This is a genomic window from Caballeronia calidae (assembly GCF_900044055.2).
Classification (GTDB): Bacteria; Pseudomonadota; Gammaproteobacteria; order Burkholderiales; family Burkholderiaceae; genus Caballeronia; species Caballeronia calidae.
This window is the reverse complement of record NZ_FCOX02000045.1, coordinates 51,402-65,431: the sequence shown is the minus strand read 5'-3', so window position 1 is coordinate 65,431 and position 14,030 is coordinate 51,402. Positions and strand designations below refer to the sequence as shown.

The following is a 14,030-nucleotide window of genomic DNA, read 5'->3' as shown; positions in this document are numbered from 1 at the left end:
GTGAAACGACTCCACGCCGATGATAGTGCGGATCACCCGTGTGAAAGTAGGTAATCGTCAGGCTCCTCATGCTGAAATCAAAAACCCCACCCCGAAAAGGTGGGGTTTTTGCGTTGGGGCACGCAGTCTCCGAGCGAGAGTGCATACACAGACACTGCTCCTTCTCCGAATGTGCGATTTCTGTCGGTAGAATGGCATCGAAAGGTTGTACCCATCATGCCGACCCTTCCCGGAGCGCATATGAGAACGAGCCTGTTGATTGCCGCCGTCAGCGCCGCGTTGCTTGTCGCAGCCTGTGGCAAGAAGAACGATGCAAGCGAGTCCCATCTGGGCGACGCGATCTCCGCCGATATGAAAACCAACCGCGGCCTGCTGTGCCTGAATCGCAGCGGACGCGGCCCGTATTCATTCCCATCGGTCTATAGCACCCGGGATCTCAACGAATACTCGGCCGCGCCCCTGCGCGAACAGCTCGCCGCACTCGAGAAGAGCGGTCTCATCGCCCGCGCAGCGCCGACACCGGCGAATGCCAATGCAAAGCAGAACGGCATCGCGTACAGCCTGACGGGCGAAGGACAGAAATATGCGGTTGAAACCGCACGGCCCGCGGGCGATCCCAACGCGACGAACGATCCGCGTGCCTGGATGCTGTGCTACGCCCACGTCAAGCTGGATAAGGTCGTGTCCTGGACCGAGCCCGATCCCACCGCGCACCGCTCTGACGTCACCTACACGTACAAGCTCGAAAACGTGGCCCCATGGGCCGACGACCGCGACATCAAGCGCGCCTTTCCCGAAGTGACCGCGACCGACCGCGAAGCGGGCGAGACGAAGCTTCACGTCATTCTGGAGCAGCGCGAAGACGGCTGGGTGCGGGTCGACTGACGCCACCTACCGCACGCCGAACATCGACGCATGCCGACATCCGCCTTCGATCCTTCCGCCGGCCCGCCGCGCATGTCCGATGTCGCGCGCCTCGCCGGCGTGTCGAAGATGACCGTATCGCGCGTGCTCGCCGGCCACAGCGTCGCGCAGTCGACGCGCGAGCGCGTACAGAAAGCGATCGACGAACTCGGCTATGTCGCCGATGCCGCCGCGGGCGCGCTGTCGTCCGGCCGCTCGGAGTTCGTCGCGGTGCTGGTGCCGTCGCTCGCGAGCTCCAACTTTTCCGACACCGTGCGCGGTCTTTCCGCTTCGCTGGAGCCGCACGGCCTGCAATTGCTGATCGGCGATACGGACTATCATCTCGATCGCGAGGAACGGCTCGTGCGCTCGATGCTGCGCCATCAGCCGCGCTGCATCGCGCTGACGGGTTCACGTCATACGGAAGCCACGCGCACCTTGCTGCGCCGCTCCGGCGTGCCCGTGGTGGAGATGTGGGACTCGCCTTCCGATCCGATCGATGCCGCCGTCGGTTTCTCCAACGTCAGCGCGGCGAAGGAGATGGTCCGATATCTCGCGGACAAAGGCTACGAACGCATCGGCTTCATCGGCGGGGCGAGCGAGCTGGACCGTCGCGGCCTGGATCGCCTAAAGGGCTTCCGCGCGCAACTGAAGGCGCTCGGTCTCGACGATGAACGCATCATCCGTCTGGGCGATTCTCCGATCACGATGAGTCACGGCGGCCCGGCCATGGCCGCGCTGCTCGAAACCTGGCCCGACACGCAAGCCGTGATGTGCGTGAGCGACATGTCCGCGTTCGGCGCGATAATGGAATGTCACCGGCGCGGCCTCACCGTGCCGGACGATATCGCCGTCGCGGGCTTCGGCAATTTCGAGGTGGCCGCGTGCTGCACGCCATCGATCACGACGGTTTCCGTCGACGCATACGGCATCGGCTTGCGCACCGGCGCGACCTTGCTCGCGGCATTGGAGGCGCGCGAGCAGGGCGTCGTCACGAAGGCGGCCAAACGCGTGCGAGTCGCCTATTCCGTGGTGCCGCGCGAAAGCGCCTGAGCCGGAGCACAGCGGCGAATGCGTGCTAATATTGCCCGAAATGTTACCGGTAACGGAACCACAGACAGCGACGTCGGCGACCGCGCCGAACGATCGTGCATCACGGAGAGACATCCCATGCCCCAACAAAATCGCAAGCGACTGCGCAGCCAGGAGTGGTTCGACGATCCCTCGCACGCCGACATGACCGCGCTATACGTCGAGCGTTTCATGAACTACGGCCTCACGCGCGAGGAACTGCAGTCGGGCCGCCCGATCATCGGCATTGCGCAGACGGGCAGCGATCTCGCGCCGTGCAATCGTCATCACATCGAGCTCGCCGCGCGCACGAAGGCGGGCATCCGCGATGCAGGCGGCATCCCGATGGAGTTTCCCGTGCATCCGCTCGCGGAGCAGAGCCGCCGTCCGACCGCCGCGCTCGATCGCAATCTCGCGTATCTCGGCCTCGTCGAAATCCTGCACGGCTTTCCGCTCGATGGCGTCGTGCTCACCACCGGTTGCGACAAGACCACGCCTGCGTGCCTGATGGCGGCGGCCACCGTCGATATGCCCGCGATCGTCCTCTCGGGCGGGCCGATGCTCGACGGCTGGCACGAAGGCAAGCGCGTCGGCTCGGGCACGGTGATCTGGCACGCGCGCAATCTGCTCGCGGCGGGCGAGATCGATTACGAAGGCTTCATGCGGCTGACGACGGCATCGTCGCCGTCCATCGGCCATTGCAACACGATGGGCACCGCGCTCTCGATGAACAGCATCGCCGAAGCGCTCGGCATGTCGCTGCCGACGTGCGCGAGCATTCCCGCCGCGTATCGCGAGCGCGGACAGATGGCGTATGCGACCGGCAAGCGCATCGTCGACATGGTGCGCGAAGAGTTGAAGCCGTCGAAGATCATGACGCGCGATGCGTTCATCAACGCGATCGTCGTGGCGTCCGCGCTCGGCGCGTCGACCAACTGCCCGCCGCATCTGATCGCCATCGCGCGGCACATGGGCATCGAACTGAGTCTCGAGGACTGGCAGCGTTACGGCGAACAGATTCCGCTCATCGTGAACTGCATGCCCGCGGGTGAGTATCTCGGCGAGAGCTTCCATCGCTCGGGCGGGGTGCCCGCGGTCGTCAGGCAACTCGACAAGGCGGGGCTCATCAGAGGCGATTGTCTGACCGTATCGGGCCGCACGATCGGGGACATCGCGAGCGATGCGCCCGCCGCCGACAACGAAGTGATCCGCACGACCGACGATCCGCTGAAGCACGGCGCGGGCTTCATGGTCCTGTCGGGCAATTTCTTCGACAGCGCGATCATGAAGATGTCGGTCGTCGGCGATGCGTTCAGAAAGACGTATCTCAGCGAGCCCGGCGCGGAAAACACGTTCGAAGCGCGCGCGATCGTGTTCGACGGTCCCGAGGATTATCACGCGCGCATCAACGACCCCGCGCTCGAGATCGACGAGCATTGCATTCTCGTGATTCGCGGCTGCGGCACGGTGGGCTATCCGGGCAGCGCGGAAGTGGTGAACATGGCGCCGCCCGCCGAGCTGATCAAGAGCGGCATCGATTCGCTGCCCTGCATGGGCGATGGACGGCAAAGCGGCACGTCCGCGAGCCCGTCGATCCTCAACATGTCGCCGGAAGCGGCTGTCGGCGGCGGTCTCGCGCTCTTGCGCACGAACGACAGGATTCGCGTCGATCTGAACGCGCGCAGCGTCAATGTGATGCTCGACGAAGCCGAGCTCGAAAGCCGCCGCGCGCAATCCGCGTTCGCCGTGCCGGTCGCGCAGACGCCGTGGCAGGAGCTGTATCGTCAGACGGTGGGACAGCTTTCGACGGGCGGATGCCTCGAACCCGCGACGCTGTATCTGAAGGTGATCGAAGAGCGCGGCAATCCGCGTCATTCACATTGAGCGAGCGGCCATGTCCTACGCCATCTATCCGAGTCTCGCCCACAAGCGCGTCGTCGTGACGGGTGGCGGCAGCGGCATCGGCGCGGCGATCGTCGAGGCCTTCGCGAAGCAGGGCGCGCGCGTCTTTTTCATCGATGTCGCGGATGCCGATTCGCGGCAACTCGCGCAATCGCTCGCGGGTGAGAAGCATGCGCCGAAGTTCCTGCATTGCGATTTGCGCGATGCGGCCGCCATCGAGAAGGCTTTCGACGACATCGCGAACGAAGCGGGTTCCATCGACGTGCTCGTCAACAACGCCGCGAGCGACGACCGTCATCAGTGGGACAACGTGAGCCCCGCGTACTGGGACGAGCGCATGGCCGTGAACCTGCGGCATCAGTTCTTCTGCGCACAGGCCGCGGCGCGGCACATGCGCGCGAACGGGCAAGGCGCGATCGTGAACATGGGCTCGATCTCATGGCATCTCGCGCTGCCCGATCTCACGCTCTACATGACCGCGAAGGCCGCGATCGAAGGGCTCACGCGCGGACTCGCGCGCGAGCTCGGCGCGCACGGCATCCGCGTGAACACGGTGATTCCGGGCGCCGTGCGCACGCCGCGTCAGATGAAGCTGTGGCAGTCGGCCGAGAGCGAGGCGCAGCTCATCGCGCAACAATGCCTGCACGAGCGGATCGACCCGGAGCACGTCGCGCGCATGGTGCTGTTCCTCGCGTCCGACGATGCGGCACGCTGCACCGCGCGCGATTACTACGTCGATGCCGGATGGTTCGGCACGTGACGTCCGTGCGTCAGATGCGCGCATCGCGGCGACGTGTGACCGTCGGCGCCGGCTTGATCGTCGGCATCGTGCCGCTTTCGATGTAGTGCTGCACGGCATCCGCGGCTTCGTCATAGTCGCGTTCATCGAGCCAATGCCAGACCGCCGCGAGGAAGAGACCGAGACTCGCATGCCCGCAATGGGCGATGACCTCGGCGATGCCTTCCGCGAGCGCGTCGTCGCGGCCTTCCGGCCGAAATGCGCTCGCCACGTGCGATGCGGCGCGCGATACCAGCATCGCGTGCATCGTGTGCAATTGCGGATTGAACGTGCTCAGTGTGTTTCTTCTTTGCGTGCCGCCCATGATGCCCCCGTCGCTGACTCCTGCGTGCTGCGCGCCCGAATGCGAAATCCGCATTGAAAAGAAGCGCGCGCCGCGATTGGTTATTCGAAAGCGCCTTGCTTCGGCGCCGGGGGCGGGTTACGCAAGAAGCGGGCCGACAATTGCTTCAGCGTGCACATTCCCTCGTGTCGCCTTGCGTGACGCGGCGCAGCGCGCGCCGTCGTCATCGGTGCAAGGCGCGTGCGAAGATGCCTCCGCATGCATTTCGTACAATCGATTGCCGCGCGTGGCAAACAATCCATCAAACATGCGCCTTTTATCCTCTTTCTCGGTCGATGCAATCGCGCGACATGCCCACGTCGCACTATGCGCCGCCGCGCTGCTCGCGGGCTGTGCTGCGGGCACGCCCGCACGCGGCGACGAACCTGCGCCTGCGCCGGAATCGCAGCAGTCTCGGGCGCTGCATCACGCGAAGCGCACCGATTCCGGCTATGAAAACAGCGCTGGTCCTCTGACGCGCCAATCCTTCCTGAAATGGCGTTGGGAACGTTTCACGCAGGGCTTGCCGAAGCCGCCCGCGAACGGCTATCGATTTCCGATGGCGCATCCCGACATCGCGTGGCTCAAGGCGAACCGCTCCGCCGATACGCTCACATGGATCGGTCACGCGACCGCGCTGGTGCAGATCGACGGCGTGAACATCCTCACCGACCCGATGTTCTCCGAGCGCGCGTCGCCGCTTTCGTTCGCGGGGCCGAAGCGCAAGACGCCGCCCGGCCTCACGCTCGACGAGTTGCCGCATATCGATATCGTGCTGATCTCGCACAATCACTACGACCATCTCGACAAGCCGAGCGTCGACGCCCTCAACCGGCAGGCGGGCGGCCCGCCGCGCTTTCTCGTGCCGCTCGGCATCCGGCAGTGGATGAACGACATCGGCGTGACGAACGTGGAAGAGCTCGACTGGAGCGACGAGACCCACGCCGCAGGACTCGATATCTGGTTCGTGCCGAGCCAGCACTGGTCCGCGCGCACGCCTTTCGATCGCTCGGAAACGCTGTGGGGCGGCTGGGTCGTGAAGACGCCGGCGGGCGCGGCGCATCCGTACTCGTTCTGGTTCGCGGGCGACACGGGCTACTCGGCGGATTTCCGCGATATCGGCGCGCGCTTCGGCGGCTTCGATCTCGCGCTGATTCCGATCGGCGCCTACGACCCGCGCTGGTTCATGCGCGCGCAGCATGTCGATCCCGAGGAAGCGGTGCGCGTCTTTCAGGACGTGCGCGCGAAAAAGGCCGTCGGCATCCACTGGGGCACGTTCGAACTGACCGACGAACCCCTCGACGAGCCGCCGCGCCGTCTCGCCGATGCCGTGCGCAACGCCGGCCTGCCCGCGGACGCGTTCACCGTGCTGAAACACGGTGAAATGATTCGGCTCGACATGCCGGATTCAAGCGCGAGCACAATCCGCCGTTAACACGGTCTGGCAGCGCGGCTTTCGCGCGCAAGCATTCATTCTGCAATCGAGACGCCTCGCCACCGGGGCGGGCTCGCGATTGCGCGCACCGTGCGGCAATCGTCTTCAATCACTGATAAGGCTCATCGCGTGAAGCAACTGTCCATCCGGCATCGCATTCTGGCGAGCTTCGGCATCATCCTGACCCTGATGCTGGTCATGGCCGCGCTGTCGTACACGCTGCTCGGCGGAATCGACCGGGAAGCCAAGAACCTCGAAGACGATTCGATGGTCGGCTTCGCGCTCTCCAACGATCTGCGCGCGGCGTGGTTCGAGAACTACACGATCACGCAACGCCTCGTCTTCATCGACAACGACGCGGAGCAGACGCGCCGCGACACGCAGCGGCTCAGCGAAACGCGCGCGGCGCTCGACAAGCTGATGGACACCTACGTGCCCACCATCTTCGAAGACGACGATCGCCGTCTCTTCAACGATTTCAAGCGTCAGCGCGATCTCTACGTGCCGGTCCAGGATCAGGCGCTGCGCGAGCTCGCGACGTCGAAGGACGCCGCCGTCGCGACCTTCAACACGCGCCTCACGCCCGTATGGGACGCGGGGCAGACCGCGACGCGCGCGCTCGTCGAGCACAACGCAGCCTTCAACGCGAAATCGGTGGAAAGCATTCGCGGTTCGGTGCAGAAGTCGGAAGCGACGCTCATCGTCATCATGCTCGTTGCGATCGCGGCGGCGTCGGTGCTCGGCTTCATGCTGATGAAGGCGCTGACCGTGCCGATGCTGCGCATGGTCGATGTCGTCGACAAGATGCGCACGGGCGATCTCACGCAGCGGCTCGCGCTCGCGCGCCGCGACGAATTCGGCACGCTCGAAGCGGGCTTCAACCGCATGACGGACGAGCTCACGGGCCTCGTCAGCCAGGCGCAGAAGTCGGCGGTGCAGGTGACGACATCGGTGTCGGAGATCGCCGCGACCGCGCGCGAGCAGCAGGCCACCGCGAGCGAAACCGCCGCGACGACGACGGAAATCGGCGCGACGTCGCGCGAAATTTTCGCGACCGCACGCGATCTCGTGCGCACGATGAACGAAGTCTCGGGCGTGGCGGAGCAATCGGCGGCGCTTGCGGGCACGGGGCAGGCGGGCCTCACGCGCATGGAGGAAACCATGCGCCTCGTGATGGAGGCGGCGGGTTCGGTGAACGGCAAGCTTGCGATCCTGAACGAGAAGGCGGGCAACATCAATCAGGTTGTCGCGACCATCACGAAAGTCGCGGATCAAACCAATCTGCTTTCGCTGAACGCGGCGATCGAAGCGGAAAAGGCCGGCGAGTACGGGCGCGGCTTCGCGGTCGTGGCGACCGAGATTCGCCGTCTCGCGGATCAGACCGCCGTCGCCACGTTCGACATCGAGCAGATGGTGAAGGAGATCCAGTCGGCCGTCGCCGCGGGCGTGATGGGCATGGACAAGTTCTCCGAGGAAGTGCGCCGCGGCATGCTCGACGTGCAGCAGGTCGGCGGCCAGCTTTCGCAGATCATCCATCAGGTGCAGACGCTCGCGCCGCGCGTCTCGATGATCAACGAAGGCATGCAGACGCAGGCCACCGGCGCCGACCAGATTTCGCAGGCGTTGTCGCAACTCTCGGAGGCCGCGCAGCAGACGGCCGAATCGCTGCGCCAGTCGACGCAGGCGATCGACGATCTCACGCATGTCGCGAACGGTCTGCGCACCGGCGTGTCGCGCTTCAAGGTGGCTGCTTAAGGCGCGCCGCGATGCTCTTCGTCCAGTTCACGCTCGGGTCCGACCGCTATCTGCTCGACAGCGCGCAGGTCGAGCGCATGCTGCCGCTCGCGCCGCTGAAGGCGCTGCCGGGCGCGCCCGCATGGGTCGCGGGCGTGCTCGACCATGAAAGCGCGAGCGTGCCCGTGATCGATATCGCGGCGCTCGCGCTGGCGCGTCCGTCGCAGGAAAGATTGTCGACGCGGCTCGCGCTCGTCGCCTATCCGCGCCGTGCCGAAGACGGCGTGACGACGCATCATCGTTTGGGCCTTTTGCTCGAACAGGCGACGCGCACCGTCACCTTCGATGCCGCCTCGTTCAGCGATGCGGGCATCGACACGCCGCACGCGCGCTATCTCGGCCCGCTCACGCGCGACGCTGCGGGGCTGCTGCAATGGGTGCGCATCGAGCATCTGTTGCCGGAAGACGTGCAGGCGCTGCTGTTCGCCGGGAGCGAAGCATGAGCGCGCTGCCGAGCGTCTTCGCCGATGAGCCGTTCGGCATCGGCCGCTTCATCGAGCTCTTGCATCGCACGATCGGGCTCGATGCCGAATCGATCGGCGCGAACTCGGTGTCGCGCGCGGTGCGCGAGCGTTACAACCTGTGGCGCGATCGGCACGGCGGCACGCTCGACGACTATTACCGCGCGGTCACGCACGACCCCGCGCGCATGCAGGAGCTGATCGAAGCGGTGGTCGTGCCGGAGACCTGGTTCTTTCGCGATCCGGAAGCGTTCGCCGCGCTCGCGCGTCTTGCGCGCGTGCGTCTGCACGAGCGGCCCGCGAAGCCCTTGCGCGTGCTGAGCGCGCCGTGCTCGACCGGCGAGGAAGCCTATACGATCGCGATGGCGCTGATCGAGGCGGGCATTCCCGCCGAACGCTTTTCCATCGATGCGATCGACGTGAGCGAGCGCGCGCTCGCCATCGCCCGTCGCGCGCATTACGGACGCAACGCGTTTCGCGGACGCGCGCTCGCTTTTCGCGACCGGCATTTCCGCGCGGCCGATGGCGGCTGGCAGCTCGATCCCGCCGTCGCGCAATGCGTGCGCTTCACGCAGGCGAATCTGCTGCAACTGGACGCCCACGCATTCGAGCGCTTCGATTTCATCCTGTGCCGCAACGTGCTGATCTATTTCGATCGCGACACGCAGTGCGCCGTCCTGCGCGTGCTCGACGGATTGCTCGCGCAAGGCGGCACGCTGTTCGTCGGCCCGGCGGAGACCGGTCTCCTGATGCGCGAGGGCATGAGCTCCGCGAACATTCCGCTCGCGTTCGCATTCAACCGGCCCGAGCGCGAGAGTGCGAATGTGTTCAGCGGCGCATGGCCGGTTCCGCCGGTCGCGAAGCCGCTGCCGCCGATGAAGCGCGCGTTCGTGCTGCCCGCGTGGGCCAGCGCGCCGCTCGCCGTTCGTTCCGTGCCGCTTGCGAAGCCGCGCGAAGAAGAGCGCGTCGAGCCCGCACCAGCGGCCGATCTCGCGCAAGCGCGCGAACTCGCCGATGCCGGCAGGCTCGACGCCGCCGCGAGCGCCGCGCGCGCGTTTCTCGACGCGCATCCGTCGAACGCGGATGCGTACTATCTGCTCGGCGTCATCGCCGATGCGCGCGGCGAGCATCAGGCATCGCGCGGCCATTATCGTCGCGCGCTCTATCTCGATCCCGCGCATCGCGAGGCGCTCACGCACCTCGCCGCATGCCTTTCGCTCGATGGCGACGAAAGCGGTGCGCGCCTTCTGCTCGCGCGCGCCGGCCGCGTCACGGGGAGCACGCGATGAACGCACGCACACCCGCAACATTCGACACGACCGGTGTCGCCGACATCGACGACTGCTGGAACCGCATCGGCGTGCGCGGCGATGCGTCGTGCCCGAAACTCGAACGTTACGTGCATTGCCGCAATTGCCCGGCGCACGATGAAGCCGCGTCGCGCGTGCTCGATCGCGTGGAGGCGCGCACGTCGATCGAGCATGCGGGCGCGGCGTCGTCGCATGTCGCGCGCAACGACGACGAAACCGATACGCTCTCGTGCCTCGTGTTTCGCATCGGCGGCGAATGGCTCGGCCTGCCGACGGCGGTTTGCGCGCAGGTGGCGCAGCTGCGCCCGGTGCATTCGCTGCCGCATCGAAGGAACCGCGCGGTGCTCGGCATCGTGAACGTGCGCGGCAGGCTGATCGTGTGCGCGTCGCTCGCGCGGCTCTTCGGCATCGAAGAGGGCGTGTTGAAAGCGGTGTCCGGCAATCAGGCCGTCGATGCGCGCGAGCTCGGGCGTCTGCTCGTCATTCAGCGCGCGGACGGCCGCGAGCATCACGGCAACGGCGATCACGAAGGCCCCGTCGCCTTTCCCGTCGATGCCGTCGACGGCGTGCATCGCTTCTCGCGCGCGCAGCTTCAGCCCGTGCCCGCGACGCTCGCGCAGCGCCTTGCATCGCACGCGCATGCCGTCGCCGCTTTCAAGGACGCGACCGTCGGTCTGCTGGACGCCGATCGCCTCATCGACAGCCTGAACCGGAGCCTGACATGACGAGCATCGATCCGGGCCGCTCGTCGCTGCTCGACCTCTTCCAGGAAGAAGCGCGCGGGCAGGCGCAGATTCTTTCCGATGGCCTCATCGCGCTCGAACGCGCGCCGCGCGATCCCGTCACGCTCGAAGCGAGCATGCGCGCCGCGCATTCGCTGAAGGGCGCGGCGCGCGTGGTCGGCGTGCCGGTCGGCGTGACGCTCGCGCATGTAATGGAGGATTGCTTCGTCGCGGCGCAGGAAGGGCGCATCGTGCTCGATGCGGGTTATATCGACATACTGTTTCGCGGCGTCGATCTGATCGTGCGGATCGGCGAGGCGCGCGATAGCGACGCGCAAACGGCGCTCGAACGCGATGTGGATGCCTTGGTCGCCGGGCTCGATGCGCGGCTGCAAGGCGTCGATGTGCGCGAGATCGCGCCGCGCGACGACACGCCCGATCTGTCGCAGGAACTCACGCTGGCGAGACCGCCCGAAGAAACGCCCGAGCCGGTCCAGACGCCTTCGCGCACGAACGACGCCCGCATATTGCGCATGCGCGCCGACACGCTCGACCGTCTGCTGAGTCATTCGGGCGAATCGCTCGTCGAATCGCGCTGGCTGAAGCCGTTTTCGCAATCGATGCTGCGCGTGAAGCGCATTCAGCACGACGCGAGCCGCGCGCTCGAACGTCTGCACGAAACGCTGACCGAAACGAACGCCGCGCCGCTCGACGCCCGCGCGCACGCCGCGCTCGACGAAGTGCGGCGCCTGACCGCCGAAGCGCATCGTCAACTGAGCGAGCGGCTCGCGGAACTGGAGAACTTCGACCGCCGCTCGACGCATCTCGCGCAGCAGATCTACGACGAAGCGCTCGCGTGCCGCATGCGTCCTTTCGTCGATGCGACCGGCGGCTTCGCGCGCATGGTGCGCGATGTCGCGCGCGGGCTCGGCCGCGATGTGCGTCTCGTCATCGCGGGCGAAACGACGCAAGTGGACCGCGACATTCTCGACCTGCTCGACGCGCCGCTCGGCCATCTGCTGCGCAATGCGGTCGATCACGGCATCGAGCCGCCCGCGTTGCGCCGCGCGCTCGGCAAGCCCGAAACCGGCACGATCACGCTCGAAGCGCGTCACAGCGCGGGCTCGCTTTTCATCAGCGTGTCCGATGACGGCGCGGGTGTCGATCTCGATGCGCTGCGCCGCGCGGTCGTGCGCAAGAACCTCGCGAGCGAAGACACCGCCGCGCGTCTCACCGAAGCCGAGCTGCTCGAATTCCTGTTCCTGCCGGGCTTCACGATGCGCGATTCCGTCACGGACGTATCGGGCCGCGGCGTCGGTCTCGATGCCGTGCAGGACGTCGTGCGGCAAGTGCGCGGCAGCGTGCGCGCGACGCAGGAAGCGCACGCGGGCACGCGCTTCACGCTGCAATTGCCGCTCACGCTGTCGGTGATCCGCAGCCTGATCGTCGAAGTGGCGGGCGAGCCTTACGGCCTGCCGCTCGGGCACGTCGCGCGTACTTTGGTGCTGCCCGCGAGCGCCATCGATACGCTCGAAGGCCAGCAGCATTTCTCCTTCGACGGAAAGCGCGTCGGGCTTGTCACCGCGCATCAGATTCTGGAAACGGCCGCGTTCGAAGCCGCGAGCGATGCGCTCAACGTCGTCGTGATCGGACAGGGCGCGGCGAGTTACGGCGTCGTCGTGGATCGCTTTCTCGGCGAGCGCATGCTCGTCGTGCAGCCGCTCGACAAGCGTCTCGGCAAGGTCCGCAACATCGCGGCGGGCGCGCTGATGGAAAACGGCGATCCGCTGCTCATCGCCGATCTCGACGACTGGCTGCGCTCGGTGGAAAAGCTCGTCGGCAGCGGCGAGCTCGGGCGCGTCGGCGCCGGGGCGGCGCGTGCGAGCGCGGCGAGCGCGAAGCGCGTGCTCGTCGTGGACGATTCGCTTACCGTGCGCGAGCTCGAACGCAAGCTGCTCGCGTCGCGCGGTTATGACGTGACGGTCGCGGTCGATGGCATGGACGGCTGGAACGCGGTGCGCGGCGCAGACTTCGACATCGTCATTACGGATATCGACATGCCGCGACTGGACGGCATCGAGCTCGTCACGCTCATCAAGCGCGATGCGCAACTGTCCGGCCTGCCGGTGATGATCGTGTCGTACAAGGATCGCGCGGAAGACCGTCAGCGCGGCCTCGATGCGGGCGCGGATTATTACCTCGCGAAAGGCAGCTTCCACGATCAGGCGCTGATCGACGCGGTGCGCGACCTGATCGGCGAGGCGAAGTCATGAAGATCGGCATCGTGAACGATGTCCCGCTGGCCGTGGAAGCGCTGCGGCGCGCGCTCGCGGCGCGGGCCGACTTCGAGATCGCGTGGGTCGCGCAGGACGGCCAGCAGGCCATCGACTATTGCGCGGCGCACACGCCCGATGTCGTGCTGATGGATCTCGTGATGCCGAACGTGGACGGCGTGCAGGCGTCGCGGACCATTATGGCGCGCTCGCCGTGCGCGATTCTCGTCGTGACGGTCGATGTCGGCGCGAACGCGTGGCGCGTGTACGAAGCGATGGGCGCGGGCGCGCTCGATGCCGTCGATACGCCCGCGCTCGCCGGCGCCGATGCGCGTCGCGGCGCGGCGGCGTTGATCGCGAAGATCGATCAGATCGGTGCGCGGCTCGCGTCGTCCGGCGCTGCGTCCGCGAGCGCGATCGGCGTGCCGAAGAGCGGCGCGCGGCTCGTCGCGATCGGCGCATCGGCGGGCGGGCCGGCCGCGCTCGCGACGCTGCTCGGCGCGCTGCCGAAGAACTTCGCGGCGGCGACGGTCATCGTGCAGCACGTCGATCGCGCGTTCGCCGAAGGCATGGCGCAATGGCTCGACGCGCAATCGGCGTTGCCCGTGCGCGTCGCGCGCGAGGGCGACAAGCCCGTGCCCGGCGAAGTGCTGCTCGCCGCGACCAACGATCATCTCCATTTCGCCGATGCGACGCGCCTCGGCTATACCGCGCATCCGAAGCAATTGCCTTACCGGCCCTCCGTCGACGTGTTCTTTCAGAGCGTGACCGAGCGCTGGACGGGCCGTGCGGTCGGCGTGCTGCTGACGGGCATGGGCCGCGACGGCGCCATCGGTCTCAAGGCGATGCGCGCGAAGGGCTATCACACGATCGCGCAGGACGAGGCGACGAGCGCCGTCTACGGCATGCCGAAAGCCGCGGCCGCGCTCGATGCAGCGGTGTCGATCCTGCCGCTGCCGCGCATCGCGCAAGCACTCGCTTCCGCATTCGATTGAATGGCACCGCATCAACCAACAAGACACCGAACCAGGACACGTC

The 14,030-nt window shown here is 66.6% G+C and carries 12 protein-coding genes; 11 read left to right on the top strand and 1 reads right to left on the bottom strand.

What is annotated here, in order from left to right:
* The first annotated feature begins 240 nt into the window (after positions 1–240).
* The 4 genes from AWB78_RS30330 to xylB all read left to right on the top strand — a co-directional run bounded on the left by AWB78_RS30330 (position 241) and on the right by xylB (position 4,636).
* Positions 241–885 carry an SEN1982 family lipoprotein gene (locus tag AWB78_RS30330; protein ID WP_062610276.1) on the top strand — a complete coding sequence of 215 codons (645 nt, stop codon included), beginning with the start codon at positions 241–243 and terminating at the stop codon, positions 883–885.
* Between the two features lie 30 nt (positions 886–915).
* Positions 916–1,956, top strand: a complete 1,041-nt coding sequence (locus tag AWB78_RS30325) for a LacI family DNA-binding transcriptional regulator (RefSeq protein ID WP_062610274.1) — start codon at positions 916–918, stop codon at positions 1,954–1,956.
* 117 nt (positions 1,957–2,073) lie between these two features.
* A complete protein-coding gene (locus AWB78_RS30320; protein WP_062610272.1) occupies positions 2,074–3,858 on the top strand; it encodes an IlvD/Edd family dehydratase in 1,785 nt (594 codons plus the stop codon).
* 10 nt (positions 3,859–3,868) lie between these two features.
* Entirely contained in the window at positions 3,869–4,636 is a 768-nt protein-coding gene (xylB, locus tag AWB78_RS30315) for a D-xylose 1-dehydrogenase (protein ID WP_062610269.1), read from the top strand.
* 10 nt (positions 4,637–4,646) lie between these two features.
* On the opposite strand, the gene AWB78_RS30310 is transcribed toward xylB, so the two are convergent.
* Entirely contained in the window at positions 4,647–4,979 is a 333-nt protein-coding gene (locus tag AWB78_RS30310; RefSeq protein WP_062610294.1) for a hypothetical protein, read from the bottom strand.
* Between the two features lie 286 nt (positions 4,980–5,265).
* On the opposite strand from AWB78_RS30310, the gene AWB78_RS30305 reads away from it, so the two are divergent.
* The 7 genes from AWB78_RS30305 to AWB78_RS30275 all read left to right on the top strand — a co-directional run bounded on the left by AWB78_RS30305 (position 5,266) and on the right by AWB78_RS30275 (position 13,987).
* A complete protein-coding gene (locus tag AWB78_RS30305) occupies positions 5,266–6,432 on the top strand; it encodes an MBL fold metallo-hydrolase (protein WP_062610293.1) in 1,167 nt (388 codons plus the stop codon).
* A gap of 129 nt (positions 6,433–6,561) precedes the next feature.
* Positions 6,562–8,187, top strand: coding sequence for a methyl-accepting chemotaxis protein (locus AWB78_RS30300; RefSeq protein ID WP_062610268.1), 1,626 nt, complete (start codon positions 6,562–6,564; stop codon positions 8,185–8,187).
* A gap of 11 nt (positions 8,188–8,198) precedes the next feature.
* On the top strand, positions 8,199–8,669 hold the full coding sequence (locus AWB78_RS30295) for a chemotaxis protein CheW (protein ID WP_062610266.1): 471 nt from the start codon (positions 8,199–8,201) through the stop codon (positions 8,667–8,669).
* Entirely contained in the window at positions 8,666–9,976 is a 1,311-nt protein-coding gene (locus tag AWB78_RS30290) for a CheR family methyltransferase (protein WP_062610263.1), read from the top strand. The genes AWB78_RS30295 and AWB78_RS30290 overlap by 4 nt, the downstream gene beginning before the upstream one ends.
* A complete protein-coding gene (locus tag AWB78_RS30285; protein ID WP_062610261.1) occupies positions 9,973–10,722 on the top strand; it encodes a chemotaxis protein CheW in 750 nt (249 codons plus the stop codon). Before AWB78_RS30290 ends, AWB78_RS30285 begins: the two co-directional genes overlap by 4 nt.
* Complete coding sequence (locus AWB78_RS30280; protein WP_062610259.1) at positions 10,719–12,992, top strand: hybrid sensor histidine kinase/response regulator; 2,274 nt, start codon at positions 10,719–10,721, stop codon at positions 12,990–12,992. Before AWB78_RS30285 ends, AWB78_RS30280 begins: the two co-directional genes overlap by 4 nt.
* On the top strand, positions 12,989–13,987 hold the full coding sequence (locus tag AWB78_RS30275; RefSeq protein WP_062610257.1) for a chemotaxis response regulator protein-glutamate methylesterase: 999 nt from the start codon (positions 12,989–12,991) through the stop codon (positions 13,985–13,987). The genes AWB78_RS30280 and AWB78_RS30275 overlap by 4 nt, the downstream gene beginning before the upstream one ends.
* The last annotated feature ends 43 nt before the right edge of the window (positions 13,988–14,030 follow it).